Annotated in this window: 25 protein-coding genes, 1 tRNA gene and 2 pseudogenes; 5 read left to right on the top strand and 23 right to left on the bottom strand. The window is 68.7% G+C overall.

The features are described 5' to 3' along the window. Positions 1–35: 35 nt before the first annotated feature. Positions 36–704: a response regulator transcription factor gene (locus IMZ29_RS12880; RefSeq protein WP_216184493.1), complete on the bottom strand. Its 669-nt coding sequence runs from the start codon at positions 702–704 to the stop codon at positions 36–38. A gap of 273 nt (positions 705–977) precedes the next feature. Here IMZ29_RS12880 and IMZ29_RS12875 point away from each other — a divergent pair, with 273 nt between their 5' ends. Then, positions 978–2,612: an MFS transporter gene (locus tag IMZ29_RS12875; protein ID WP_216184489.1), complete on the top strand. Its 1,635-nt coding sequence runs from the start codon at positions 978–980 to the stop codon at positions 2,610–2,612. Continuing rightward, positions 2,596–2,745 carry a hypothetical protein gene (locus tag IMZ29_RS12870; protein ID WP_216184487.1) on the top strand — a complete coding sequence of 50 codons (150 nt, stop codon included), beginning with the start codon at positions 2,596–2,598 and terminating at the stop codon, positions 2,743–2,745. The genes IMZ29_RS12875 and IMZ29_RS12870 overlap by 17 nt, the downstream gene beginning before the upstream one ends. Here the strand turns inward: IMZ29_RS12870 and IMZ29_RS12865 are convergent. The 11 genes and pseudogenes from IMZ29_RS12865 to purE form a co-directional block, all read right to left on the bottom strand. After that, positions 2,736–3,848: an S-(hydroxymethyl)glutathione dehydrogenase/class III alcohol dehydrogenase gene (locus IMZ29_RS12865; protein ID WP_216184484.1), complete on the bottom strand. Its 1,113-nt coding sequence runs from the start codon at positions 3,846–3,848 to the stop codon at positions 2,736–2,738. The genes IMZ29_RS12870 and IMZ29_RS12865 overlap by 10 nt on opposite strands. A gap of 29 nt (positions 3,849–3,877) precedes the next feature. After that, entirely contained in the window at positions 3,878–4,144 is a 267-nt protein-coding gene (locus tag IMZ29_RS12860) for a metal-sensing transcriptional repressor (protein ID WP_216184481.1), read from the bottom strand. A gap of 164 nt (positions 4,145–4,308) precedes the next feature. Then, positions 4,309–6,234, bottom strand: a complete 1,926-nt coding sequence (locus IMZ29_RS12855; protein WP_216184478.1) for a SurA N-terminal domain-containing protein — start codon at positions 6,232–6,234, stop codon at positions 4,309–4,311. Positions 6,235–6,353: 119 nt separating this feature from the next. After that, positions 6,354–6,429: transfer RNA gene (locus tag IMZ29_RS12850), tRNA-Val, on the bottom strand. Positions 6,430–6,538: 109 nt separating this feature from the next. Beyond that, a complete protein-coding gene (locus IMZ29_RS12845; RefSeq protein ID WP_216184475.1) occupies positions 6,539–6,811 on the bottom strand; it encodes an HU family DNA-binding protein in 273 nt (90 codons plus the stop codon). Positions 6,812–6,987: 176 nt separating this feature from the next. Further along, positions 6,988–9,375, bottom strand: coding sequence for a putative bifunctional diguanylate cyclase/phosphodiesterase (locus IMZ29_RS12840; protein WP_216184472.1), 2,388 nt, complete (start codon positions 9,373–9,375; stop codon positions 6,988–6,990). Then, on the bottom strand, positions 9,372–9,947 hold the full coding sequence (locus IMZ29_RS12835; RefSeq protein WP_216184469.1) for a hypothetical protein: 576 nt from the start codon (positions 9,945–9,947) through the stop codon (positions 9,372–9,374). Before IMZ29_RS12835 ends, IMZ29_RS12840 begins: the two co-directional genes overlap by 4 nt. Before the next feature lie 76 nt (positions 9,948–10,023). After that, positions 10,024–10,758, bottom strand: coding sequence for a hypothetical protein (locus IMZ29_RS12830; RefSeq protein WP_216184467.1), 735 nt, complete (start codon positions 10,756–10,758; stop codon positions 10,024–10,026). Positions 10,759–10,885: 127 nt separating this feature from the next. Further along, a pseudogene (locus IMZ29_RS12825) lies at positions 10,886–11,865 on the bottom strand (L-threonylcarbamoyladenylate synthase). Between the two features lie 131 nt (positions 11,866–11,996). Beyond that, a pseudogene (locus IMZ29_RS12820) lies at positions 11,997–13,177 on the bottom strand (5-(carboxyamino)imidazole ribonucleotide synthase). Further along, on the bottom strand, positions 13,174–13,677 hold the full coding sequence (purE, locus tag IMZ29_RS12815; RefSeq protein ID WP_216184464.1) for a 5-(carboxyamino)imidazole ribonucleotide mutase: 504 nt from the start codon (positions 13,675–13,677) through the stop codon (positions 13,174–13,176). The pseudogene IMZ29_RS12820 and the gene purE overlap by 4 nt, the downstream one beginning before the upstream one ends. Before the next feature lie 156 nt (positions 13,678–13,833). On the opposite strand from purE, the gene IMZ29_RS12810 reads away from it, so the two are divergent. Next, on the top strand, positions 13,834–14,481 hold the full coding sequence (locus tag IMZ29_RS12810) for a tetratricopeptide repeat protein (protein WP_216184461.1): 648 nt from the start codon (positions 13,834–13,836) through the stop codon (positions 14,479–14,481). A gap of 37 nt (positions 14,482–14,518) precedes the next feature. On the opposite strand, the gene IMZ29_RS12805 is transcribed toward IMZ29_RS12810, so the two are convergent. After that, positions 14,519–14,851 carry a hypothetical protein gene (locus IMZ29_RS12805; protein ID WP_216184458.1) on the bottom strand — a complete coding sequence of 111 codons (333 nt, stop codon included), beginning with the start codon at positions 14,849–14,851 and terminating at the stop codon, positions 14,519–14,521. A gap of 22 nt (positions 14,852–14,873) precedes the next feature. Beyond that, positions 14,874–15,767 (bottom strand): phosphoribosylaminoimidazolesuccinocarboxamide synthase, encoded by an 894-nt coding sequence (locus IMZ29_RS12800; protein WP_216184455.1) that lies wholly within the window; start codon positions 15,765–15,767, stop codon positions 14,874–14,876. Positions 15,768–15,985: 218 nt separating this feature from the next. Here IMZ29_RS12800 and IMZ29_RS12795 point away from each other — a divergent pair, with 218 nt between their 5' ends. Both IMZ29_RS12795 and IMZ29_RS12790 read left to right on the top strand, forming a co-directional pair. Continuing rightward, positions 15,986–16,324, top strand: a complete 339-nt coding sequence (locus IMZ29_RS12795; protein WP_216184452.1) for a hypothetical protein — start codon at positions 15,986–15,988, stop codon at positions 16,322–16,324. A gap of 29 nt (positions 16,325–16,353) precedes the next feature. Continuing rightward, positions 16,354–17,043 (top strand): hypothetical protein, encoded by a 690-nt coding sequence (locus IMZ29_RS12790; RefSeq protein WP_216184449.1) that lies wholly within the window; start codon positions 16,354–16,356, stop codon positions 17,041–17,043. Here the strand turns inward: IMZ29_RS12790 and IMZ29_RS12785 are convergent. From IMZ29_RS12785 to IMZ29_RS12745, 9 genes are all read right to left on the bottom strand, one after another. Further along, positions 17,000–17,401, bottom strand: a complete 402-nt coding sequence (locus IMZ29_RS12785; RefSeq protein ID WP_216184608.1) for a lytic transglycosylase domain-containing protein — start codon at positions 17,399–17,401, stop codon at positions 17,000–17,002. The genes IMZ29_RS12790 and IMZ29_RS12785 overlap by 44 nt on opposite strands. Before the next feature lie 333 nt (positions 17,402–17,734). Further along, a complete protein-coding gene (locus IMZ29_RS12780) occupies positions 17,735–18,922 on the bottom strand; it encodes a hypothetical protein (RefSeq protein ID WP_216184446.1) in 1,188 nt (395 codons plus the stop codon). Between the two features lie 5 nt (positions 18,923–18,927). After that, positions 18,928–19,521 carry a type 4 pilus major pilin gene (locus tag IMZ29_RS12775; RefSeq protein WP_216184443.1) on the bottom strand — a complete coding sequence of 198 codons (594 nt, stop codon included), beginning with the start codon at positions 19,519–19,521 and terminating at the stop codon, positions 18,928–18,930. A 49-nt stretch (positions 19,522–19,570) separates the two neighbouring features. Beyond that, complete coding sequence (locus IMZ29_RS12770) at positions 19,571–20,662, bottom strand: general secretion pathway protein (protein ID WP_216184440.1); 1,092 nt, start codon at positions 20,660–20,662, stop codon at positions 19,571–19,573. Then, a complete protein-coding gene (locus IMZ29_RS12765; RefSeq protein ID WP_216184437.1) occupies positions 20,659–22,371 on the bottom strand; it encodes a GspE/PulE family protein in 1,713 nt (570 codons plus the stop codon). Before IMZ29_RS12765 ends, IMZ29_RS12770 begins: the two co-directional genes overlap by 4 nt. Then, positions 22,368–22,898 carry a hypothetical protein gene (locus IMZ29_RS12760; protein ID WP_216184434.1) on the bottom strand — a complete coding sequence of 177 codons (531 nt, stop codon included), beginning with the start codon at positions 22,896–22,898 and terminating at the stop codon, positions 22,368–22,370. The genes IMZ29_RS12765 and IMZ29_RS12760 overlap by 4 nt, the downstream gene beginning before the upstream one ends. Continuing rightward, positions 22,882–24,231 carry a type 4b pilus protein PilO2 gene (locus IMZ29_RS12755; RefSeq protein ID WP_216184431.1) on the bottom strand — a complete coding sequence of 450 codons (1,350 nt, stop codon included), beginning with the start codon at positions 24,229–24,231 and terminating at the stop codon, positions 22,882–22,884. The genes IMZ29_RS12760 and IMZ29_RS12755 overlap by 17 nt, the downstream gene beginning before the upstream one ends. Next, complete coding sequence (locus IMZ29_RS12750) at positions 24,231–25,880, bottom strand: hypothetical protein (RefSeq protein ID WP_216184429.1); 1,650 nt, start codon at positions 25,878–25,880, stop codon at positions 24,231–24,233. The genes IMZ29_RS12755 and IMZ29_RS12750 overlap by 1 nt, the downstream gene beginning before the upstream one ends. Next, on the bottom strand, positions 25,877–26,372 hold a 496-nt coding region (locus tag IMZ29_RS12745), incomplete at its 5' end, for a toxin co-regulated pilus biosynthesis Q family protein (protein WP_216184424.1). The genes IMZ29_RS12745 and IMZ29_RS12750, both read right to left, overlap by 4 nt.

Below are 26,372 nucleotides of genomic sequence, written 5' to 3'. Positions count from 1 at the left end.
GGGGCGCTGTCCGAGGCCGGCGATACAGTCTCGCCTCAATCGCCCTCGTCCGGCGGCAGCACGATACCGTCCGGATCGATGGCGAGCTTGCCGGCCATCAGCACGGCCTGCGTGCGATTGGTGGCGCCCAGCTTGCGCAGAATGGCGGTGACGTGCGCCTTGATCGTGGCTTCCGAGACCCCGATGTCGTAGGCGATCTGCTTGTTCAGGCGTCCGCTGCCCAGCATCTGCAGCACGCGGAACTGCTGCGGCGTGAGTTCACGCACACGCAAGGCGACGTCGTGCTCGGCGGGATCCACGGTGGATGCCGTATCGACATGGGACGGCACCCAGCGCTCACCGTCGAGCACCGCCGCAATGGCGGTGCCGATCGTGCGCGAATCGGTGGATTTGGGGATGAAGCCCAGGGCCCCATGGTGCAGCGCACGCTGCACCACCGCCGGCTCTTCCCGGCCAGAGACCACCACGATGGGCATCTGCGGATGGCGCGCCCGCAGATGCACGAGCGCACTAAAGCCCTGGGCGCCCGGCATGGACAGATCCATCAGGAGCAGATCGGCATCAGGATAGGTATCGGCCAGGGTGTACAAGGCATCGACGCCATCGGCCTCGTGCAGTTGCGCCTCAGGCAACACACGCTGAACCGCGCTGCGCAAGGCCTCGCGAAACAGCGGGTGGTCATCGACGATGAGCAGGGTGGGCATGGTGCACCAGCGCGCAGAACGGGGGATGCGAACGATTGTACGCATCGTGCACCCATGTCGATCGAGGCGGGGTTAGACGATGGTCGAAGGATGCGCGCGGTTTCGACCAAAGGCGAATAGGACTCACGCGAGCATGCGCGCAGGCTACGCGTATCCGTCGGTGACGCGGGTTGCGTCGTAGGCGGTCACGGCACTATCCCCTCCAACACAAACGCCGGGAGACAGCACACCATGTCCGCGATATCGATCGACACCCCGCGGTCTGAACAAGGCATGACGAAAGAACACAAGAAAGTGATTCTCGCGTCCAGCCTCGGGACCGTCTTCGAGTGGTATGACTTCTACCTCTACGGTTCGCTGGCCGCGGTGATCGCGGTGCACTTCTTCTCTGCCCTCCCCCCGGGCAGCGCCTTCGTGATGGCGCTGCTCACCTTCGCCGCAGGCTTTGCCGTGCGGCCCTTCGGCGCCATCGTCTTCGGGCGGCTGGGGGATCTCATCGGTCGCAAGCACACCTTCCTCATCACGATTCTGATCATGGGGGTGTCGACCTTCTTCGTGGGCCTCCTGCCCACCTACGCCACCATCGGGATCGCCGCGCCGATCCTGCTCGTGGTGCTGCGCTGCCTGCAGGGCCTGGCACTGGGCGGCGAGTACGGCGGCGCAGCCACCTACGTGGCCGAGCATGCGCCGCACGGCAAGCGCGGTCTGTACACGAGCTTCATCCAGACCACGGCCACCATCGGCCTCTTCCTCTCGCTGCTGGTGATCCTGGGCTGCCGCCTCGCGCTCGGCCCGGAAGCCTTTGCCGAGTGGGGCTGGCGCATTCCGTTCCTGATCTCGTTCGTGCTGCTGCTGATCTCCGTCTGGATCCGGATGAAGCTGCAGGAATCCCCGCTCTTTCAGAAGATGAAGGCGGAAGGCACGGGCTCGAAGGCGCCGCTGAAGGAAAGCTTCGGCAACTGGAAGAACGGCAAGATCGTGCTGCTCGCCCTGCTCGGCGCCACCGCCGGCCAGGCCGTCGTGTGGTACGCGGGTCAGTTCTATGCGCTCTTCTTCATGACGCAGACCCTCAAGGTGGATGCCGTCACGGCCAACCTCTTCATCGCGGCCGCACTGCTCATCGCCACCGGCGGCTTCATCTTCTTCGGCTGGCTCTCGGACAAGATCGGCCGCAAGCCCATCATCATGGCCGGCTGCCTGTTGGCTGCCCTCACCTACTTCCCGATCTTCAAGGGCCTCACGCACTACGCCAACCCGGCACTCGAATCGGCCGCGCGCAACAACCCGGCCGTAGTCGTGGCCGATCCGCGCGACTGCTCGTTCCAGTTCGTCCCCGGCGAGCTGAAGGGGCACGTGACCTTCAACAACTCGTGCGACCTGGTCAAGAACGTGCTGAACCAGCGCAGCGTGTCCTACACCACGGAAGGTTCGGCGGCAGGCTCGTTGGCCAGTGTGCGCATCGGCCAGACGGTGGTGCAGAGCGTGGACGTCACCGGCATGACGCCTGAGCAGGCCAAGGCCGCGCAATCCAAGCTCTCGGCTGACCTCACCGCCGCCATCGACGCCGCGGGCTATCCGCGCACGGCCGATCCGGCGCAGATGAATAAGCCGATGATCCTGCTGCTGCTCACCATCCTGGTGCTCTACGTGACCATGGTGTACGGGCCGATTGCGGCCTGGCTGGTGGAGCTCTTCCCCACCCGGATCCGCTACACGTCCATGTCGCTGCCGTACCACATCGGCAACGGCTGGTTCGGCGGCTTCCTGCCCACCACCGCGTTCGCCCTCGTGCTGCTCACCGGCAACATGTATGCGGGCCTGTGGTATCCGATCATCATCGCCGTCATCACCTTCGTGATCGGCACCTTCTTCCTGAAGGAGACGAAGGACGTTGACATCACGAAGTAGCGTGGACCGTCCGGATGCGGCGGCCGCAGGCGGCCGCTGCAACGACGAAGGCCGGCCATCGCCGGCCTTCGTCGTCGTGGCTGCGGGATGCCAGCGTGGCTCGCATCCCGCCTGCGCCGTCGATCAGGCGTAGTGAATCACCGAGCGGATCGACTTGCCCTCATGCATCAGGTCGAAGGCCTCGTTGATCTCGTTCAGCGGCAGGCTGTGCGTGACGAAGGGCTCGAGCTGGATGTCGCCGCGCATGGCTTCTTCCACCATGCCAGGCAGCTCGGAGCGGCCCTTCACGCCGCCGAAGGCCGTGCCCTTCCAGCTGCGGCCGGTGACGAGCTGGAACGGTCGGGTGGAGATCTCCTGGCCTGCACCGGCCACGCCGATGATCACCGACTGGCCCCAGCCGCGGTGCGCGCACTCGAGCGCGGCACGCATGACGTTGACGTTGCCGATGCACTCGAACGAGTGATCCACGCCCCAGCCCGTCATCTCGACGATGACTTGCTGGATCGGCTTGTCGTAGTCCTTGGGGTTGACCACATCGGTGGCGCCGAACGTCTGTGCGAGCGGGAACTTGGCCGGATTGGTGTCCACGGCGATGATGCGGCCCGCCTGGGCGCGCTTGGCGCCCTGGATCACCGCGAGGCCGATGCCGCCCAGGCCGAAGACGGCGACCGAATCCCCGGGCTGGACCTTGGCGGTGTTCTTCACCGCGCCCAGGCCCGTGGTGACGCCGCAGCCGAGCAGGCAGACGTGCTCAGGGTTGGCATCCGGGTTGACCTTGGCGAGCGAGACTTCGGCCACGACCGTGTACTCGCTGAAGGTCGAGCAGCCCATGTAGTGGTACAGCGGCTGGCCGTTGTAGGAAAAGCGGGTGGTGCCATCCGGCATCACGCCCTTGCCCTGGGTGGCGCGCACAGCCACGCACAGGTTGGTCTTGCCGGATTTGCAGAAGAGACACTCGCCGCACTCGGCGGTGTAGAGCGGGATCACGTGATCGCCCGGCTTCACGCTGGTGACACCCTCGCCCACCTCGACCACGATCCCGGCACCCTCGTGGCCCAGCACGACCGGGAAGAGGCCTTCCGGATCGTCGCCGGAGAGCGTGAAGGCGTCGGTATGGCACACGCCCGTGTGGGTGATCTTGACCAGGACTTCGCCCTTCTGCGGGGGCGCGACATCGATCTCGACGATCTGCAACGGCTTGCCTGCTTCGAATGCGACGGCGGCACGGGATTTCATGGGATGGCTTCCTTGGGTGGATGGCGGGTTCAGCGAAGATAGGAACGCATGAGGGCCAGCGTCTCGTCGATCGAGTCGTCCAGCGCCTTGTCGGGATCCCCGAACGTCTCGCGCAAGTGACCCTCCAGCACGTCGGCCATGAGACCGTTCACGGCACCCTTGATGGCCGCGAGCTGCTGCAGCACCGCGCCACAGGCGGCACCTTCCTCGACCGTGCGCTCGAGCGCCTCGGCCTGGCCGCGAATGCGGCGCAGCCGGGTGATGGCGCGCTTCTTGTCTTCAGGGCTGTGGGGCATGGGTCGTCCGGTCTGACGCAGGTCAGCGTTTCTATACTGGGGGGTAGTATACGAGATCGACGCCGCCCGGGTGAAGACTGTGGCCCGCGCGCCCATGAAAAAGACCTCCGGGATCGCTCGCGGAGGTCTCTTTCACACCAGGCAGCGCGGCTGCCGGAAGACGATCAGCTCTGCTCGTCCTCGCCCTGAGCGAGGATCTCGTCGGCCAGCGGCTCGCGCACCACCTCGTAGCGCTCGCGCAGGGCGCGGAAGAAGGCCTCGGCCTGCGCCTGGGCCAGGGCATCGCCCAGCGCGTCGCGCTCGGCCTTGACGGCATCCTCGGCGGGCGCCTCGGCGGCCTTCACGCCATCGACCTGGGCCACGACGTAATCGCCGTTGGCATTGGCCGCACCGGTGAACACCGGGAAGCTGGCGTCGGCGGGCACGGTCCGAATGGCACGCAGCACGTCCATCGAGAGGCCTTGCGGATCGCTCAAGGCCACGGTGATGGGCTCACCAAAGCCCTCGCGGCCCTTGCCTTCGTTGGCGGCCTGCACGAACGCACGGCCGGCTTCGGCAGCCTGCGCCGTGGCGCGCTCCGTGGCGAGCGTCTCGCGAATGCTGGCGGAGACTTCCTCGAGCGGGCGCGTGGCAGCCGGATGCACGGCCAGGGCACGCAAGGCGACCAGTTCGTCGGGCGCGAGTTCGACCACGCCCGAGTTCTGCTTGTCGCGCATCACCTGACGGGAGAAGAGCGCCTCGCGTACGCGGGCATCCTGGAAGATGGCGGGCGCGTCTGCCGGCGCGGCTTCGCGGGTGATGCCCTTGGCTTCCTCAACCGTAAGGCCGAGGGTGTCGGCTGCGGTCTGCAGCGTGTCCGGGGTGTCGTAGACGAGACGGGTCAGCTGGCCCGCAGCCTCGCCGAAGCGCTCGCTCGCCTGTTGCAGACGGATCTCCTGGAGCAGACGATCGCGCACGTCGGCAAGCGCAGGCACGTTGCCACCTACCACGCGATCGGCCTTGATGATGTGCAGGCCGAAGTCCGTCTGCACGACGTCGGAGATCTCGCCCTGCTTCAGGGCGAAGGCAGCCGTCTCGAACGCAGGCACCATGGCGCCGCGGCTGATCTGGCCCAGCGAGCCACCGTTGTCCGCCGTCCCTGTGTCGGCGGACTCGGCACGCGCGACGTCGGCAAAGCCGGCCGGATTCTCGCGGACCTTGGCCAGCACCGACTCGGCCTTCGAGCGGGCCGCGGCCAGCGCGTCGGCGCCGTTGCCCTCGGGCACGATGAGGATATGGCTGACTTCTCGGACCTCAGGGCTCGACAGACGCGCGCGGTTCTGCTCGTAGTAGGACTGCAGTTCTTCGTCGGAGACCTTGACGTCACGGATCATGGCGTCGCTGTTGAGCACCAGGTACTGCGCGTCCACCGTCTCGGGCACATGAAAGGCCTCGGGGTTGGCGTCGTAGTAGGCCTTGATGTCCGCCTCAGGCACGTTGACGGCCGCCAGGCGATCTTCCACGCGGAAGGTGCGCAGGCGCACGGTGTGCTCTTCGCGCATGCCGGCAAGCAGCGCCGACACGAGGGTCTCGGAGGCCATGCCCGAGGCCAGCACGGGCTGCAGCACCTGCTGGCGCGCGAGCTCGTAGCGCATCGCGGCTTCGAACTGATCCGAGCTCATGCCACGCATGGCCAGCATCTGCTGATAGAGCGCCGGATCGAAGCGGCCGTTGTTCTGCACGCCAGGTTGTTGGGCGATGGCCTGGCGCAAGGCCGCATCCGACACGGCATAGCGGCCATCGGCCACGGCAGCCGCGATCACGCGATCTTCGATGAGGCGCTCGAGCGTGGCTTCGCGGCGTTCGCGCGAATCCATCAGGACGGCGTCGAAATTGGCAGCCTGCTGGCGGCGGGCGGCATCGAGCTCGGCGCGACGCGCCGCTTCGTATTCCTGCACGGTGATCGGCTCGCCATGCACGCGCGCGACGGCGCGGTCGCCTTCGACGAAACGGGAATAACCTTCGATGCCGAACAGCACGAACGAGGGGAGGATGAGAATCAGCACCAACAGCAGCATCCACCGCTTGTGGTTGCGTACCAGATCGAACATTGGCCGGCTCTCCCCTTCTGGCGGTGCGTCTCACGCTACGCGCCAACATGATTCATGTGAGCGAAAAAAAGGCGAACCGAGATTCGCCTTTTTGTATTCCTTCTTGCCTTGCGCGATGGTGGTGGGTGCTGAGGGGTTCGAACCCCCGACCTACGCCTTGTAAGGGCGCCGCTCTACCAGCTGAGCTAAGCACCCATCGCGTCTGGCTCAGCGCGCATCTGCGCGCCCTGCCGCGGCAGCGAGTCGGGCATTGTACCCGAACTGCGCCGTGCGCCCCTCTCAAGGAGAGGCGGTGCCATCACGATCAGTTGATGGCGTCCTTCAGGGCCTTGCCCGGACGGAACTTCGGCACCTTGGCCTTCTTGATCTTGATGGCTTCGCCGGTGCGCGGATTGCGACCCGTGCGGGCAGCGCGGGTGGTCACGGCAAAGGTGCCGAAACCCACGAGCGTGACCGTGCGGCCTTTCTTGAGCGTTGCCTTGACGGCCCCGATCACCGCATCCAGCGAACGGCCGGCGGCCGCTTTGGAGATGTCGGCCTGGCTGGCGATATGTTCGATCAGTTCGGACTTGTTCATAACCCCTCACAAGGTATGTCTGTGGAAAACGTATGTTCTCGCCACCGTCCGCCACCTCTACGTGCGGCGGAAAGCGCGTATTCAAGCATCGCGCCTGAATCGCTGTCAAGTAAATCCAGCGCAAAGCCGCATGAATACTGGCTATCCGCGCAACAACCCCGCATTTTTCGCAAGGTTCAATGCAGGTAGCCACCCGGCGATTCGTGCGCCCTACCCTCTCGGCGAGCCTGCACGAACGCCAGAACACGCGCATCGGTGATGAAACTCGCGGCCGATGTTCCCGTGAGCAGACGATCCGGCGACATGGGGGGCGCGATGATGAAGCCCTGCACGTAGTCCACGCCCAGAGCAGCCAGCGCCGACAGCGTGTCGTAGTCCTCCACCCACTCGGCGATGCTGCGCATGCCCAGGTTGCGTGCGAGTTCGACGATGGCCTCCAGGATGGCCGCGTTGGCCGGATGCGCCTGCATGCTCTGGATGAATGCGCCATCGATCTTCAGGGCATGGGCCGAGAACTCCTTCAGGTAGGAGAACGACGTGTAGCCTGCCCCGAAGTCATCCAGCGCGATGCGGGCCCCCAGGCGCTGCAGCTGCTCGATGAAGCGGCGCGAATTGTCGATGTCGTGCAAGGCCACGCTCTCGGTGATCTCGATGCACAGGAACCGCACCACCGACGGATAGCGTTCCAGGATGCGATACGTATCGGCCATGAACGACTCGTCGTTGATCGAGGCGCCGCTCAGGTTCACGCAGACAAAGTGCGTGTTCGGCAGATTCGCACCGTGCTGCAGCAGCCAGGTAAGCGTGGATTCCAGCACCCATTTGTCGAGCTCGCCGATGGTGCCGTTGGCCTCGGCCGCGGCGATCACGCGGCCTGCGGGAAGGATCGTGCCATCCGGCTCGCGCATGCGCAGCAGCACTTCGAAGTTGAGCGATGCCTCGGGCGACTGCAAGGACATGATGGGCTGCATCATGAGCATGAGACCGGCGGGCGAGAAGGTGCTGCCCAGCGCCTCGATGAGGCGCAGTTCCTCGATGCGCGCCTGAAAGGCCGGGTCATCCTTCTCATACGTGACGACGTGCCCGTGCGTGCCCCGCTTGGCCTCGCGACATGCCCGATCGGCCGCCGAGATCGCATCCTGCGCCCGCATGTCGGCCGCGATCTCGATGAGTCCGATCGAGGTCCGGACCTGAAAGGCGCGGCGGCGCAGCCGGTACGGCGAATCCCCGACCACGTCGAAGACACGCCGGGCGAGCGCGGCCGCCTCGGCCATGGACGTGCGACGCAAGACGAGGATGAACTCGTCGCCCCCCACGCGCCCCATGTGCTGCCCGGGCCCGAGCAAGCCCTGCACGCGCTCGCAGACCTGCTTGAGCACTTCGTCGCCGGCCTGATGACCATACAGGTCGTTGATGAGCTTGAAGCGGTCCAGATCCAGGTAGGCGAGCGCCAGCGGGGCTTCGCGATCGGCATGACGGATGACCGCATCGAGCTTGCTCTCGATGCCCCGGCGATTGAGCACGCCGGTGAGCGAATCGTTGTGCGCGATGAAGCGCAGACGGTCCGTGGCCTCGCGTCGCTCGGTGATGTCCTGCAGCGAGCCTTCGATATGCGAATGATGGGCTTGCGCACCACGCACGAGATACCAGCGCGCGCTGCCATCCGGACGCGGCGCGCCGCGGATCTCGGCCTCGCCGCCGTGACGGACGATCTCACGCAGGCGTGCCCAGGCCCCCGGTTCGAAATAGGTGCCCCACCGCTCCTCCTGCGGACCTGGATGCAGATCGAGCAGTCGCTGCAAGGCAGCATTGCACCGCACGAAGCGGCCCTCGGCGTCCAAGGTGAAGAGACCCACCGGGGCGGTCTCGTAGGTCCTGTGCAGCTCGGCCTGCGCATCCAGGCGCTCCTGGCGCTCCAGACGGATCTGCTCGGCGAAGGCGAAAGCTGCCACCAGGCTCGCCGCGAGCGCCGCGGTGACGCTGTTGAGCGCGCCGATCACGAGCTTGAAACCGAAGGCCGCGGCGATGACTTCGGACAACGTCGAGACGAAGACGATGACGAGCGCGACCGCATACCAGACCGCGATGCGGGATCGGGTCACGATCGCGATGCGGGCGAGAAAGAACGTGACCACCACGATGCTGAAACTGACGATTACCCACATCGCCGGCAGGAACGTGGAGAAGTCCAGGACCAGCGCCAGCACGAGCAGGACGAGCCCTGCGCGAGACGCAAACCGGAAGAGCCAGGCATAGCCGACCCGGGAGAGTTCGGTACGCAGGAACTGGCCGAAGAGTGTGTACGTGACGATGTAGTAGATCGCGATCGTGAGCTGACGTACCGAGTCCATCCAGCCTGGCGGGATGCTGCGGGTGAGCCACTGGGTATCGAAGCCCATGCTGATGCCGCCCAGACGCAGGTTGCCGAGCAGCCAGACCGCAAAGAGCACGTAGCGCGATTCGCGCGTGATCAGTGCCGTCATCAGGGTGAGCGCAGCGAGCGTGAGCAGGCCGCCCTCGAGCACGCCCGTGGCATGCTCGAAGGCGCGCACCGAGCTTGTCAACGCATCGTCGTGCCAGGCCAGTACCGTGAGGCGCGCCGGGCCCGAGAATGCGCGCGGCAGATCAGATGGGATGGTGAGCCCGCCTCGCCGATGGCGAGCGCAAAACCTGCCTTGGCCGCCGAGAACGCGCCCCAATCGCGCTCACGGTTTGCCCCGCCCACCGATTGAAGATCCGAGGTGCGCCAACAGGCGATCTCGCGGGCATGGCGTGACGGAAACTCGATCGCGGCGTCCGCATCGGCAGCGATGGCCGGCGGCACGGCGAAGGTGAACCAGTGCGGCACCTCGGACAGCTGCAGATCCAGGTACGACGTGAGCGGGCGCGTCTGCAAGGCCTGCAGGGCAAGTTCGGGCGTATCGAGAGTCGGGGTCTGCGCGAGTGACTGGAACGCCAGCCCCTCGGCCTGAGTGTGTTCGCCGTAGACGCTCGGCTGAAAGACGAAGACCACCACCGAAAATGCGATGATGGCCAGCGGCACCACGTAATACGAGATCGCGGCCGACAGCCAGTCAAATGCCGCCCCCGACGAAAGGAGCTCGCGAAGGCGGCGTGCCGGGGAACGATGCTGCATGTACACCCTGACTGTGAATCGCGCACCGGGCCTTCGACGGCACATGGCCCAGCGCACGCAGATATCACCAGGGCCGTCATCCCTCCAGACTGGTCTGGAGCAGTCCCCGCGAAGCCTCCATCTTAATCAAATCTCCTCCCAGCACGATATCGGGATGTCTCGTTCGAAACACAAAGTTATACAAAGGATGTCGATTCTCGCGCCAACGGCGCTCGGCCGTGGCGACCTCGAACGCCAGCACCCGATGCAGGATGCCGCCAGCGTGCTGCATGGGCTGAAAACCCTGCCCCGGGAAGACTTCCTGAAAGAGCAAGGCCTCGTACTGACGATCCAGAGGAGCACGTCCGGCGATCACCATCCAGTCGACGCCCGCCTGCACGCAAAAGAGAAAGTAGGCCTTGAAGAGCACCGTCTTGGCCAGCCGCCCGACGCCGCCCAGGGACACGCCCAGGCGTGTCGCTTCGGCCAGGACCTGCCCGTGCAGCCACACCGGCAACTGCACGGATTGCTCCAGCCAGAGCGGCCCGAACCGGTTGGTCTGCACTCGCATGGTGCCGAGTGCCGCCCCGTCGAGCTTGGACTCGACGATGAGGACCACACTGCCCGGATCGTGATCGTGGACCTCTGGCGCCCCCAGGTGACGCGCCACCTCTGGCACGTGGCGGCCATACGCCGACTGGCGCAGGGCCACGACGCGCTCGAGGCCGTCGCTGTCGTCGACGACGCGCACGGTGAAAGGCAGGGTCTCAGGGACTTGCTCGGCGAAGGGCAGCAGGCCGGCACGACGCTCGAACTCGGTTTGTTCTGACATGACAATGTCCTCTTGAAGAAATAGCGTCCGCTGCGACCACCGCAGCGGTACGAGCAGATTCGCATGTCTTCAAGAGAAACTTGCGCACATTTGGCAGCACGCCCGAGCGACGTGCAGGCCGGCGCGGTCAGGACTCGGTCGTGTCTCCGGATCCGGCGACAGCACGCCCCAGGCGATCGCGCACGGCGTCCCAGGCGGGGTCGGCGGGCGGCGCCTCGACCAGGATCCGGTCGAAGCCTCCGGCGTCGAGCTCACGCAGCACTGCATACAGGGCGTGGGCCGCCCCCGCGGCCAGCGCCGGACGTTCGCGCCATGCGTGCTTCGCCAGCCCGTCGGGCAGGACGGTGGACCACACCGCCACCTGCTCGCCAGCGTTCGCTGCCGTCGCCAACGCGGCCGCGAGCGAGGCCGCCGGGACGAGCTGCAGACGGGTGCGCGGCGCGTAGTGCGCGGCCAGCGCGCCTGGCACACGGGGAGCGTCGCTGGCAGGGGCGGCATCCTTGCCAGCCGTGGGCGCGCCCGCCGCCAGCGTGCCATCCGGCGACCAGACGCTGTCGCCCATCACGGCCGCGAGCTCGGCCGGTGCAATGTGACCAGGGCGCAGCAGGACGGGACGCTCGCGCGACAGATCCACGATCGTGGACTCGATGCCGATGGGGCACTGACCGCCATCGAGAATGAGGTCCACGGCAACGCCGAACTCCTCTGCGACATGCGCGGCGCGCGTCGGGCTCACGCGGCCGAACCGATTGGCCGAGGGGGCCGCAACGGCCCCGCTGCCGCCCGCATCGCGAAACGCGCGCAGCAGAGCGAGCGCCACGGGATGAGCGGGACACCGCAGGCCCACCGTGTCCTGGCCGCCGGTCAGGGCATCCGAGACACCAGCGCGCGCGGCAGAATCATCGTGAGCGGGCCGGGCCAGAAAGCAGCAGCGAGCGCCCGCGCGGTGGCAGGTACCTGGGCAGCCCACACCGAGAGATCCGCATCGGGCAACAGGTGCACGATGACCGGATGGTCGTTAGGCCGCCCCTTGGCCGCGAAAATCTTGCCCACGGCGTCGGGTTGGGTGGCGTCGGCCGCAAGCCCATACACCGTCTCGGTCGGCATGGCGACCAACTCGCCCTGGGCGAGCAGGCGCGCGGCCAGACCGAGCGATCGCGCATCCGGCGGGACGACGAGCCCCAGCAATGAGGCGGCAGACGGCGTAGGCATCGCTTCGCCCTCCCGGTCCGTCGGACTCATGCCGGCGCCTGATCGTCCAGGCCGATGCCCAGCGCCTGGCCGACGTCACGTGCGGCGCTCCAGGCCTGTGCGAGCGTGGGCGCGACGCACGTGACATGGCCCATCTTGCGACCGACACGGGGCTCGCGCTTGCCATACAGGTGCAGGCAGGCACCAGGCACGCGGACCACGGCGGCCCAATCCGGTTCGCGGCGCACGCCGTTCTCGAACCAGACGTCGCCCAGCACATTGAGCATGACCGACGGCGCGAGCGCGGCGGGCGCGCCCAGCGGCAGCCCCGCCAGGACCCGGGCCTGCTGGGCGAACTGGCTGCTCGCGCAGGCCTCGATGGTGTAGTGCCCGCTGTTGTGTGGCCGTGGCGCCATTTCGTTGACGACCAGGCTGCCGTCCTCGAGCACGAAGAACTCCACGCACAGCACGCCGTGATAGTCCAGACCCAGCGCGATCGCGCGGCCCATGCGCGCCACCTCGTCGGCCACGCGTTCGGGCAGGGCCGGGGCCGGCGCGCACGACACGGCGAGGATTCCGCCCCGATGCTCGTTGCGCGAGACGGGAAAGGCCGCGGTCTCGCCATCGAAGCCACGGGCCACGACCACCGAGATCTCGTAGGCCAGCGGCAGGCGCGCCTCCAGCACGCAAGGGGCGCTGCCGAACCGCACGAAGGCCTCGCGCGCGGCGTCGGCGGAATCGACCAGGGCCTGGCCCTTGCCGTCATAGCCCAACCGCGCGAGCTTCAGGATGCCAGGAAAGAGATGGGCGGGCGGCGCCGCGAGATCCTCGACGCTGCGCACGGCAATGTGCGGGGCGACGGGAATGCCGAGCGAGGCCACGAACGTCTTCTCCGCAATGCGGTCCTGCGTCACGGCGACTGCGTCCGCCGCCGGGCCGACGCGCCGTCCGGCGGCAGCCAGGCGGCGCAGGCTCTCGGCCGGCACGTTCTCGAATTCCGTGGTGACCGCCTCGCACAGGGCGGCGAGCTCGTCGAGCGCGGCTTCATCGGTGTAGGCAGCACGCAGGTGACGATCAGCCACGGCGCCCGCCGGGCTGTCCGCATCGGGATCCAGCACGGCCACGCGATAGCCCATCACCTGGGCGGCGTGACAGAACATGCGGCCCAACTGGCCGCGCCCAGGATGCCCAGCCACTGGCCAGGGGCGATCAAGGTCGTCTGGCTCATTGGGGCGGCACCATCATGCCGCGTGCCGCAGCCGTCTGGCGCGCGCGGAACGCATCCAGGCGCTCGGCCAGCGCCGCGTCCGTGGTGGCCAGGGTGGCGATCACGTGCAGCGCGGCGTTGGCCGCGCCCGCCTCGCCGATGGCGAAGGTCGCGACAGGCACGCCCTTGGGCATCTGCACGATGGAGAGCAACGAATCCTCGCCGCGCAGATAACGCGACGGCACCGGCACCCCGAACACGGGCACCGGCGTGAGCGCGGCGAGCATGCCCGGCAGGTGGGCAGCCCCACCCGCGCCGGCGATGATGCCGCGCAGGCCGCGAGCGCGCGCCTGGCCGCCGTAATCCACCATGTCGAGCGGCATGCGGTGGGCCGACACCACGCGGGTTTCATACGGCACGGCGAATTCATCCAGGATGGCGACGGCATGCTGCATGACGTCCCAATCGCTGGACGATCCCATCACGACGCCGATCACGGGCGGGGTGCGAGCGTTATCCATGGTTGACTCTGTGCTAGAAAGAAGGAGGCGGGGCAAACCCGCGTGAAGACCGCCATTTTACCTGGGGCACGGTATGCTTCGGTCCTTGCGCTGCCAGCGCGCCGACACGCCTTTCGCCACCCGGCGCCCGCGGCCACCACTGCATGGGAAGACACGATGGACATCACCCTGGAGAATTTCGAGACCGAGGTGCTGCGCGCCTCGCAGCAAGTGCCGGTCGTCCTGCAGTTCTGGGCGCCCTGGTGCGGCCCCTGCAAGACGCTCGGCCCGCAGCTCGAGCAACTCGAGCAGGACTATGCCGGCCGCTTTCGCCTGGCCAAGCTGAACGCCGACGAGAATCCCGAGATCACCCAGCACTTTCAGGTGCGCAGCATTCCGTTCGTCGTCGCCTTCGTCGATGGCCGGCCGGTGGATCACTTCATGGGCGTGCTGCCGGACGGCGAACTGCGGGCATTCCTCGATCGCTTCGTGCCCCCTGCGGATGACGCCGCGGCTGAGGAAGAAGCACCCGCCGAACCCGAAGTGCCGCAACCGGACCCGGCTTCTGACGAGGAACTCGCCCTGGCCGCGACGGTGCAGGCGAGCCCGGGCGATCTCGCGGCGCGCCTCGCGCTCGCCGAGCAACGCATCGCGCGGGGCGCGTGGGAAGCCGCCATGGACGAATTGCTGGAGATCGTGGCGCGCGATCGCACCTTCCAGGACGACGTCGGTCGCAAGACGCTGCTGACGGTATTCGAGAAGGCGGCGGACCAACCTGCCGTGGTCTCGGCCTACCGCCGCCGGCTCTCGACGCTGTTGTTCTGACACGCGGCCGCCCGGCAGGCACACGGCCGCACCGGGCTCAGTTCACCAGCAGGACAACGAGGGCCACGCAGGCCGCGAAGCTCGCAAAGGTGATGCGCACGACGCGCATCGCCGCCACGCGCCGCCCGCTCAATGCCAGGGCCATGCCGATGACGGGGCAGGCGAGCAAGGCCGGAATACCTACGAAGTAAGATGCCTGGAAGGCGCCCCGCGCGATCGCCGCCAGCATCGGATGGCTGGGCCACGAGGCGAAGCCCAGCGCAAGTGGGGACAAATACCAGACGGCGCTTGCGACGACGGCGAGCACCGCGCTGCCAAGCAGCGGGGTCACGACCTCGGCGCGGCCCCCGGCCTGATCCGCTGGGGTCATCGTGCGTGGACCCGCCACACGCTCAGGCGGCGTCGGCGCCGGTGAGCTTGTCCAGCGCTTCGCGATACTTGGCCGCGGTGCGCTCGAGGATGTCCTTGGGCAGACGCGGCGCAGGCGCCGTCTTGTCCCAGGGTTGCGTCTCCAGCCAGTCGCGCACGAATTGCTTGTCGAACGAGGGCGGGCTCGTGCCTTCGCGATAGCTGTCGGCCGGCCAGAAGCGCGAGGAATCCGGCGTGAGCACTTCGTCCATCAGGTGCAGCGTGCCGTCCTCGTCCAGGCCGAACTCGAACTTGGTATCCGCGATGATGATGCCGCGCTCGGCGGCAAAGGCAGAAGCTTCGTTGTACAACGCGATCGACACGTCGCGGATGCGGGCAGCGAGCTCGGCGCCGATGGCGTCTTCCACGTAGGCGAAGCTCACGTTCTCGTCATGGGCACCGATCTCGGCCTTGGCCGCCGGCGTGAAGATCGGCTCGGGCAAGCGCTGGGCCTGCACGAGACCGGCCGGCAGCGCGATGCCGCACACGGCCCCCGTCTCCTGGTAATCCTTCCAGCCCGACCCGATCAGGTAGCCGCGAACCACGGCTTCCACGAGGATGGGCTTCAGGCGCTTGACCACGACGGCGCGTCCGACGACCTGATCACGCTCTTCCGGCGCGACCACGTCCTCGGCGGCCACGTCGGTGGCGTGGTTGGGCACCACATGCGCCAGTCGCTTGAGCCAGAAATCCGTCAGTGCCGTGAGCACCGCGCCCTTGCCCGGGATGGGATCGTCCAGGACGACATCGAACGCGGACAGGCGATCAGAAGTGACGATGAGGAGCTTGTCCTCGCCGACGGCATACATGTCGCGGACCTTGCCGCGTGCGAGCAGCGGCAGGGACGTGATGTGGGATTGGTGCAGGACAGAGGTCACGGATGGAGAGCTAGTGGCGGGTGAAAACGGCGAAATCATGCCCGCGCGCGGGCGCGGACGGGCTCTAGCTTACTGCAATTCGGCCGGCGCCCGGGCGCGCCGAGACGCGCGCCGCCCCAGCAGGCCGCTTGCAATCGGGCACACTTGCTGCTGTAAGCCGCGCGGTGCGCCCGCTATGATCGCTGCGTGAGACCGGGCACTACGTACCAGGAGACACCATGGCTGTATGGATCCCGGCCGCCAAGCTGATACTGCCGCACGTGGCCAGCATCGTCAGCGCGGCCATCCCCGCATTCACTCGCCGCCGCCCGGCCGATGGCGAGGTGAACCCTGCCGAGCTGCAACAGCAGATTACCGAACTGCAGGCCGCCTCGACGCAGAATGCCGAACGCATCCGCGAACTCGCCGAACAGCTGCAGGAAACACTCCAGGCGCTCAACACCAGCGCGCTGGCCGCCCAACAGCAGATCCGGCGCGCGCATTCGCTGGCCATGATCGGCTTTGGCACGGCGCTCGCCGCGCTGTGTTTCGCGCTGTTCGCCTTCTTCAGTTCCTGACCTTTCCTTATTGACGGAGATCACCCCGCATGTCCGTGATCCGCACCACGCTCGCCGCCCTGCTCCTTTCGCCCCTGGCTGTCCTCGCCGCGGGCAAGGCCGTGATCCAGGGCGGCGACAAGACCTTCATCCTGGAATACGACGGCCCGCAATTGCGGCTTCAGGACGAGCGCCGTCCCGGGATCCACCTCATCTCCCGCCAGGGGCAGCTCTATGCCGTGACCGCCGCGGCAGGCCAGCCGATCGTCGTCTCCGGCGGCGCGGTGGCCGGGCTGTTGCAGGCACAGGGCGGGGGCCGCAGCCAGTTCGCCACCGGCAGCGAAGATATCCAGCGACTCGTGTCGCTCGAGGACACGGGCCGCGCGCAAACCGTAGGCGGCGTGCGCGGCACCATCCACCGGCTCACCTACATCGATCGCAGCGGGCAGCAACGCACCGAAGAGGTCGTGCTCACGCGCGACGCCGAGGTGGCCGAGCTCACGCGGAACTTCGGTCAGGCGGCGCTTGCCTTCCAGCAATCCAGTGGCGTGGACAACAGCGGTGGCCAGGCCCTCATGCAGACGCTGGACCAGCGCGGCCTGGGGCTGCTGCGCTTTGGCAAGCACTACGAGCTCACGAGCCTGGATCGCACACGGCCTGCCGCTTCGCGCTTTGCGGTGCCCGCATCCTCGGGCCTCAGCGGACTGGAACAACTGATCCCGGGCCTGCAGCGCCGCTAGACACACTCACCTGCACCAGCGCGCGCTGGACCTTGTCCACGTACACGCGCTGGTGCGCCGGCGAGCGCGCGTTGTAGGCTCCCACGGCGCGCCAGACTGGGCCATGGCGGCGGATGTTGTCCGCCAGGATCCAGGCCCCGACATAGGCCGACACACAGGGTTCGCGCAAGCGACGCGCATCGATGCCAAAGCTGGCCAGTCGCGGCAGCCACGCCGAATTGATCTGCATGAGGCCGATGTCGTGCGTGCCGTTGCGGTTCGGCGCACTGACGGCACTCGCATTGAAGCCGGACTCCACGGCCGCGATCGCATGCAAGAGGCGGGCATCCACCCGATGATGCGCGGCCGCCGCCGTCAGGCAGGCGGCTACCTCGGGTGCAGGCCCGCGCCGGGTGCCTGACGGCGCAGGCGGGCGCGGCGCGTGGCAGCCCGTGTGGCTGCGGCCTCGCGCGACGTCGTAGGGTCCGTCCCCGCTGCCGAGCGGGACGGCGCACCCGGCAAGGGCCCTGTAGCTGCCGCACTGTCATCGCGGGCGGATGCCGGCCCCGCATCGGTGGCAGCGGCCGGTGCATCACCGCCAGCCCCCGCCAATACCAGGGCGAGCAGCGCTGCCGGTGCGTAGCGAGCGGCCCTGGACGTGCGCCGCCGCACGCGAACGCGCGCGTCCGGTGCCGCCGCCCTGGCGGATGCGCTAGCCCGTGCCATGGCGGCACCCCACGATCGCATACCCGCGTGCTGCCGGCCCGACACTGGACAGGCGCAGGCGTCCGCCGCTTTCCGTGGCGGCCTGGGCGATCCGCAACTGGCTGTCCGAGGTGCTGCGCAGGCTGCCCGTCACCGTCCCGGTCACGCTCACCGCCCCCGTCTGGCTGACGGCACCACTCCCGGACAGTGCGCCGGCGAGTTGACCCCGCACGTCGATATCGCCGCCCCCCACCATCACGTCCAGATGCTGCACGCCCACGCGCGTGAACGGTGCCATGCCAGCAGGGCAACTCGACACGGGCAGCACCGCGCCATCGGCCAGGCCATCCTGCATGGCCGTGACGACGTAGCGATTGAGTTCGAACCAGATGCCGGCGCTGCATACGGCCAGGCTTGCCCCCGCCGTACGCGCATGCAGCCCTTCCTGCGCACACGCGCCCCCCGGTACCACCGCGGTGTCGAAGGCCAGTCCCGTGGCGGTGGACAGCGCACCGTCCACCGCGAGCGTATTGCGCAGGCGGACCGGTCGCCCATCGCCGTGCCGCACGAACTGCGTGAACGGCGTGGCATCCAGACTCGCGGTGACCGCGACCACGCCCGCACGCGCGCCCTGCGGGTTGGCCACGTCCAGCAGCGCGCCACGAAGCCGCGCCGGCGTGCCCGGCGGCGCGTGCGCGCCATACCCGTCGGTCGCGAGCAGAATCTGGCCGACGAGCATCGGACTGTAGTCGTGTGCCGCGCGGGCACGCACGGGCTCCGTCGTGTAGAGCATGGCCTGCGGCCGGCACGCCGTGCCGGGGCAGACGCCGTCGCGCCAGAGCCTGACGCGAAGCTCGCCGCCATAGGCGGGCCGCGCCTGCCAGACGGGATCGACCGCACCGCCCGCGAAGGCCGCGAGCGGCAGGTCCACCGGCCAGCTGACCGCCGTGATGCCCGTGGGCTGCGCGGCCGATGGCTCGGCCAGCAGCCAGTCCAGATGCTGCACCTGCCAGCCCAGCAGCCGGCCGCGCGCCGTGAGCAGCAGACTCGCCGTCGCGCGCGCGCCTGCGTCCTCGGTTTCCTCGGCCGCCTGCTGGGCGAACCAGACGGCGCCGAGCGTGGCGGCGAGCAACACCACGGCCAGCTCGGCGAGCAGGTAGCCCGCTGCGCGAGGCCGCCGCGTTCGTGCACGCATGCGGCTCACCACACGGTGAAGGCGAGCGTGTTGGTGTCGCCCGTGCTGCAGGCGCGCTCGGCCGCGAGCGGCGAATACGCCACGGCCGGCGTGGCGAGCTCGTCCTTGACCACCGTGCCGGTCGCCCCCGTCACGCGAATGCGGCCCGCCACGCGCTGCAGGATCGAGGCAAGACCAGGACACGCGGCGTCGCTCACCGCATCCAGCGTGACGACGAAGCGAGCACCGTTGTCCTCCGGCGCAATGGCGATCAACCCGGTGCTCGTGCCGTTGCCCCCTAGGCCGTGGGCCACGCGCGAGAGCTGGGCGGCGTCGACGGCGAGAATGCTCGAGCTGCGCATGGCACGCGCGAGATTGCCGGTATCGATACCGACATAGGGGTTGCTCACGCCCTGCGCGTTCGCCTTGGTGCGGGTGGCGTAACGCTGCAGCTCGCCTGCCACGCGCGGCACCTTGTTCTCGACCACATAACTGTTGATCGCCGGGATGCCGATGATGGACACGATGAGCACGATGGCCGTGACGATGGAGACCTCGACGAGACTGAAACCCGCCTGACGGCGGCGCGAGGACGACGGGATGCTGCGATGAGCTGCCATGGGATCTCCGGTGGGCAGAAAGGGAACATCAGGAAAATCGAGACGGGGCTCAGCCCAAGGTCTGGGCCGCCTGCAGGGCGCGGCGCAACTCGTCGACGACCGCGTAATGCCAGAAGACCAGGCCAAACAACGTGGTCAGCACGCAGCCCAGGGCGGCCCAGCGCAACCCCTGCGCACGGCGCAGCACTTGGCCCAGCAGCCGGCCCTCGATGCGCTCGCGCGTGCGGGCCAGCCCCGGACCCATGCCATGGATGGCCGTCATGTCGTCCAGGAACCAGTAGGTCTGCGCATCGAGCATCCCCGTGTGGAAGGTCTGCGCGCCCACCATGCCGTCGTCCACACGTTCGAGCATGTGGTTCAGATGCCAGGCCTTCCAGCGGCTCGCGCCCGGCAATTGCGCGAGCAAGGCATCGCGCAGCGGCGCGCCGACGTTTCCGCGCGGCACGACCAGTGTGGCAAGCAGGGCAAGAAAGCGAATCCCGTGGAAGTCGCGATAGACGCGCCACCACAACCAGCGATCCAGGGTGGCCCGGCCGAGCCCGACGTAGTGCGGCAGCGAAGCGGCGAGCAGCCCCAGCGCCAGCGCCGTCACCGCCAGCAGCAGCGGCAGCGACACCCGCACGAGATCGGCCAGGCCGAAGAGAAGGCGCGTCTTGCTGCCCCAGAGCGAGGCATCGACGCCGGCGAACGCCGCCTTGAGCGTTGGCACGGTGTGCAGCGGCACGGCGAGCAGCACGATCAACAGAACGCCCACCGCGACGAACACCCCACTCAAGGCGCCGATGACGCCGGAACGGCCGCGCTCGAGCAGTCGGACGGTGCGCGCCACGTCGTCGAGCGCGGCATCGAGAGCGCCGGCGCCAGCGAGCTGGGCGGCCCGCAGCAAGGCCACGTCATCGGCCGGCAGCGTGCCCGCGAAGGTCTCGCCGAGATCGCCGCCACACTCGCGGAACTGTCGCGCCCAATGCGCTGACAATCGACCACGCACCGTGCCCGGGCCATACCGATGGGCATCGGCGGCGAAGACGTCGTGCAGGCTGCGCCGCCCCTCCAGGCTGCCGAGCAATACCGACAGATATTCGTAGTAATCCGCGCGGTGCGGGCGAAAGCGGCGCGCATCCCAGGCAAGCGGCATCCTCATGCGAGCGCTCCAGGCGTGTGTGCCATGACCTCACCGAAGCGTGCTTCGACGTCGCGCGGGTCCACCCAACCCTGCAGCATCTTGTAGAGGGCGCAGGCCATCGCGCTCTTGCCCCGCATGTCTGCCTCGCCGTAGCCCGTCTGGCGCAGGCCCGCCAGATGGCGACGCTGGGCCACGTTATCGCTGCGGCGCAGGTTCTCGAGGAAGACATCGTCTGCTGCGGGCTCGAGCATCTCGGCCACCACCGTGCGCCCTGCCAGACCGTGCAGCTCGGGCAGCCCGGCGCGCCGGCAATGCACGCAACCGGCGGGATCGCGCAGCCGCACGGCGCGTGTGTCCGCATCCAGACCGCGGGCGAGGTCGTCGCGGTATCGCCGCCACGGGTCCGACGGCGCGCGCAGCGCGAGCGCGTCGAGCGGCAGTGCGCAATGCTGGCACAAGAGCGGCAGCAAGGCCTGGTAGACGAGCAGCTTCAACACGCCGGGCGTGGCGAGGAAATCGCGCGACACGCCGATCACCGGCGACGCCAGGCGATCCGGGATGCGGCCTGCCGCGCCCGCGTGCACGGTGGTGTAGAGACTGATGCCGCTGCCCGCCAGGTCGAGGAACGCCCTGCCCGTCTCGGGATCCCGGATCTCGCCCACGAGCAGATCATTCATCGCCGAGCGCTTGACGGTCTTCAACTTGGCATCGAACGCGTCCCGGCGCTCGCCCTCCAAAGCCCGCACCACTGTGTTCTGCAAGGCGCCCGGAATCAGATACTCGACGGGATCTTCGAGCGTGACGACTTTGCGCGTGGCCGGGATGGCGCCCATCATCGCTGCGATCGTGGTGGACTTTCCCGAGCCCACGACACCTGCGAGCACGATGGCACCACCCTCGGTCTGGCGGGCCCGATCCAGCATCTCGACCTGCGTCGGCAGATAGCCGAGCTCGGCAAAGGAGGTCTGCACGCGCGCATCCAGGCACAGGATGCGCAGACACACGGACACGCCCTGGTCTGCCGCCAGCGACGCCCAGCGCAACATGATGGGCCGGCCTTGCACGTCGAGCCGGATACGCCCCTGCTGCTCGAGCATCGGATCGAACACCGCGCCATTGCCGCCGCTCACGTCCATCCAGGCCACCGCCAGGATGTCGCTGAGCGTGACGGTGGGCATGCGCGCAAACCGCTCGGGGGCGACATAGCGTCCATCGACGGTGAACCGAACCTCGGACTCCGCCGCCAATGTCCGGACATTCAGATGGATGTCGCTCGCCCCATGCTGCACGCCCCAGGCGACGATGTCGTGAAAGGCGTCGGCCATCGACGAGCGCGTCGAGGGTGCGACGGCCTGCGGCCCGCGCCGCAGCGTCGTGGCGTCGATCTGGCCCCGCACGAGGGCCAGCAGCAAGGTGGCCGGCACGACGATGCGCGCGGGCTCGCCGAGCCGATACCGGCGGCGCAACACCATGCGTTCGAGCTCATCGACCTGTTCGCTGTCGTGATACGCCTCCAGGGTGACGATGACGACACTGCCGTCCTCGTACTGCATGGGGCAGAAGCGGTTGCTGCTCTCACCCACGTCGAAATCATCGCGCAGCACGCGGCGCAGTGGCCGCGCGAGCGCGGCGAGCTCGCTCTGGCTACCGACCCGCACCACGGGGCGCGCGAGAGCGGCTGCCGCTGGTGCCATGCCGGCCAGCCGGCGCGGGAGGGGCAGTCTCATGGCAGGCTCCCCGCCCCGGCGAGGGGCAGCGGCGACGAGAGCACATCGCCTGCCGCACCGGCCACTGCAGGCGCGATAGCTGGGGCAAGCACGGGAGCGGGCTGCGGCACGTAGCACGCGGTGCGCAAACGCCCCTGAGCCCCACGGCGCAGCACGACGCAGGTGTCGACGATGCGCACCAGCCGATACTCGGTGGCGCCGCCCTGCCCGCCATATGGCAGACTCGCGCCAGGCCGATACTCCTTGCGCACCCCGTCCACGTCCAGGATCGCCGTGTAGTGACCCGCGGTGCCATAGAGCGCGACGAGACGCGGGGGCGCCGGCTCGGGGCGTGCCGCCGATACAGGCGCGGGCTCGACCGGCCCGCGCAACTCCGCCTGCACGAGCTCGCGCACATGGGTGGCGCCAGCCTGCCAATCGGCGGGCGTGGCGAGCGTCACGGCCGGCAGCAGGGCCAGACACAATCCCACATGACGGACTTGGCGCCGTCGCGCTGGGACGCGCTTGGCGTCAGGAAGCCGGTTCATAGCTGGTTCCTTGAAGATCGGCCATGACCACACTGGCATCTCGGCCGGCGCGCGCGCCGGGCTCGAAGGACACCTGCAGGGTGTGCCAGACGACGCGCTCGGTGAGCGTGGCGTCGATGAGAGGGAGCGAGCGCAGCGGACCGCGCAGCCGGATGTCCCGTTGCCGCAGCAGGGGCGCCGCCAGCAGCCCATCGGGGCCGGGTGGGGCCGGCACGGCGACAGCCTCGCCCACCAACACCTGAGCGAACGCCGGGCGCAAGGCCTGCAGGGCATCGGCATCCGCGATGACCCCGGCACCGACCACGTGCAGATCGGCCAGCGCGAGCGAGCGCCCGGGCGCCGACACGTCGAACTGCAAGGTGGCCTGATCCAGCCCCTGCCAGCGCCAGTGCCCTGCCGCCGCGTGTGCGGTGAGCCCCGCAGCCGTGGCCAACGCCTCGGCGCGGGCGTAGTCGGCCTCACAGGCCCAACCAGCATCGCCACGGTGCCGGCACCGCACGGCATGCAGCCGCCAGCCAGCGGGCCGCAGTGCCAGGTCGCCCACCGCCTGCCAGACCGCGGCAATCCCGGCCACGGTGGGGCCCGACACCGCAGCGAGCGCAGCGGTCAGCGCGTCGCGCCGCACGAGTTCAGGATCGGGGGCGAGCGCCATCGGCGCATCCAGCGCGTCGGCAGCAGGCGGAGCCTCTTCACGCTGCGTCTGCCACGCCAGCGCAGGCACGGCGAGCAGCATCGGCGCCAGTGCCAGGGAACGCCAGGCACGCGTGCGGGTCTGCAGCAGGCTGCCCGGGCCGCACCCGGCCGCCAGGGCGTCCAGCGTCGGCGCCGGTGCCGAAGCGGCCAAGCCGGCGCCCTCAAGCGTTCCGCAGACGCGCCCCTCGCCGCCGAAGCGCTGCTGGAACTGCGCGATCGCCAGGCGCGCACCGGGCGCGTCGGTGACCATGTCGCCACCGGCCAGCACACGTGTGTCGCGGGCCTGCACGACCCAGAACCGGTCCGCTTCCATCGGCCAGACGAGGGCGTGCGCGCCCGGCCCGGCCTGGGTTGCGAAGAGCTGGGCAGCTGCATGCAGCTCGCGCCGCAGCGGTCCGCGCCCACCCGCGAGTCGCGCCGTGCCCACCGACTCGCTGCGGCCTCCGGCGTGCACCACGTGGGTGGCGCGTTGCTCGCGCGCACGCCGCCACGCAGCGCGCCGCAGGTCCGTGCCGAGGATCGTGTGCCAGGCCAATCCCAGCACCAGCTCGACGTCGCGGCCGCCGCTGAAGGCAGGCAGGCGCACCACGCCAGCCGCCGTGGTGGCCGCACGCGGCCATGGCCATCGTCTCGTCGTCATCAGAAGCCCTCCTCGGGAAAGGCCGTCACGATGACGAGCGTGGTCTGGCGCTGGCTCGACGTGCGCTGCAGGCCACCCAGCAGCAACGGCGCCTTGGCATCCAGCCGGCGGCCATCGGACTGTTCGCCCAGCCGATCAAAGCCGGAGACGATCATCGGCTGGCCCGGCCGCAGATCGACCTGCTGCACGGTGCCCGTCCCATCTACCGTGAGTTGCTGGATCTGCACCGCGTTGTCACCGCGGCCGAAGCTCACGCTCGTGAGCGGCTGTGCCACCGTGTTGTCGTAGGCGATGGACAACAAGATCTGACCGTCTTCCTGCACCGCCGGCAACAAGGTGAGGAACTGCCCGACGGTCTCCTCTTTCTGACTGACCGACACGCTCGGCAACGCGCCCACGCCGCCACCCTCGTCCACCGTGGCCATCGCGGTGGTGCGCACCTGGTCGATCCAGCTGAAGGTGGTGCGCACCGCATGCGTGACCGGCCGCCGATTCAGGGTGACGAGGGGGATGCTGGTGTGGCGCGACACGACGCCCACCTGACTGAGCGCACGCACGATGGCGCTCGAGCCATCCCAGCGGCCGCTCGTCACGTCGCCCGAGAGACTGCCTGCGGCCGGCGCGGCGAGCCCGAGCGGCCCGGCAAAGGCACCGCCCGCGCGGGCGGCGGCATAGACGAGATTCCAGTCGATGCCGGCCTCGGCATCGTCGCGCAGCGTCAGGGTCACCTCTTCGAAGACAAGACGCACGCGTCGCGTGGCGGCGCGATTCTCGCGATCCAGGTAATCGGCGATGCGTGCCAGTGCCTCGGGCGTGTCGGTCGCCACGATGAGTGCGGTGCCCTCCCCCTGCGCCGCGAGCCTTCCGGCCGCGCTCATGAGAGGCTCGATACGCGAGGCGACAGCACCCAGGATGTCCTGGACGTCGGCCTGCAATCGCGTGGCCGATGCCGCCGCGAACGCGCCGCTGCCACCGGCGCCATCCCGGCCCAGGCTCGCCGATGCCGCCGATTGCATCAACAGCGATCGCACGCTGAAAACGCGGCTCTCCACGCGATAGAAACTCAGCGCACCGTCCGCATACCGCCACGACACGCCAAGACGGGCGGCGACGTGGTCGAGCAATCGCGGCAGCGGCTGCAAGCCTGTCGGACTGGGCACGGTGACCGGCAGCGCAGGCACCATCGCTGTCGCGGCCGTGCTGCCTTCGGCAAGACGCCCGATGAAGCGCTCGGCCGGCAGCATGGCCTCGGGCTGAACGCGAACGGCGATGCCGGTGGCGCGGGTAATGCGCTCGGCGAGCGTCGGCAGATCGAGCTGCAGGCCGGGAAAGAGCAACGCCGTATCGACGTTCGCCCGCAACGCCGCGGGCAGCGTGACTTCACGGGCAAGTGGCTCGGGCCGCCCGGCCAGCCAGGGCCGGTCCACCTCCTGAGCCCGTTCCCTGGCCTGCGTATCGCGCAGCGCGCTGGCAAAGCGCGCGTGGCTCTGTGCGAGGGCTTCCCGCGCGGCGCGCGCATCCGCCTCGATGCGCGATGTCGACTGAAACACCGTGCAGCCGGTGCCGGCCGCGGCCAGCGCCAGGACCAGGGCCCAGCGCGCTTGCGGCCGGACGCCACGCGCGAGCGGATGCCGTTGGCGCGCGCTCATGAGCGCACCGGATCCGCACCGGCCGGTGCGAGCGTGCGATCGCAGGGCTGCGCGAGCGGCACGACGCGCAAGACCTGATTGGCATAGAAGCAGGGTTGCAGCGGCCGCTCGCCAAGCTCCGTGGCGCCCAGGAGGCCCCGCACGGCCTGACGAAAGTCACCGCCGAACGCGGCGCTGCCGGTGAGCGGGATGTCGACGTCCACGCTCCAGTGTTCGGCCCCGAAGACCCACCCCGCCTCGCGCGCCCAACGCCCCAGCGCGCGCCGCATGTTCTGATCGGACGGGCCGGCGTCGAAATGCAGGGCGCTGACTGGGTTCGGTGCCGCTGCGACCGGCAGCGCGCTTGCCACAGGGCCGACGGCGGCGTCGGCCATGGCGATCGAGGCACCGCTACGCACGCCCACGCCGGCGGCGGGCAGCCCATCCCGATCACCGGCGGGCGCGCCTCGCGTGCCGTGGACCCAGCGCGCCGAGCGCGTGGCCGAATCCGGT

Origin of the sequence: Verticiella alkaliphila (assembly GCF_018904615.1) — a bacterium.
In the GTDB taxonomy this organism is placed as follows: domain Bacteria; phylum Pseudomonadota; class Gammaproteobacteria; order Burkholderiales; family Burkholderiaceae_B; genus Verticiella; species Verticiella alkaliphila.
The sequence above is the reverse complement of the archived record's forward strand: the minus strand, read 5'-3'. Positions and strand labels throughout refer to the sequence as shown.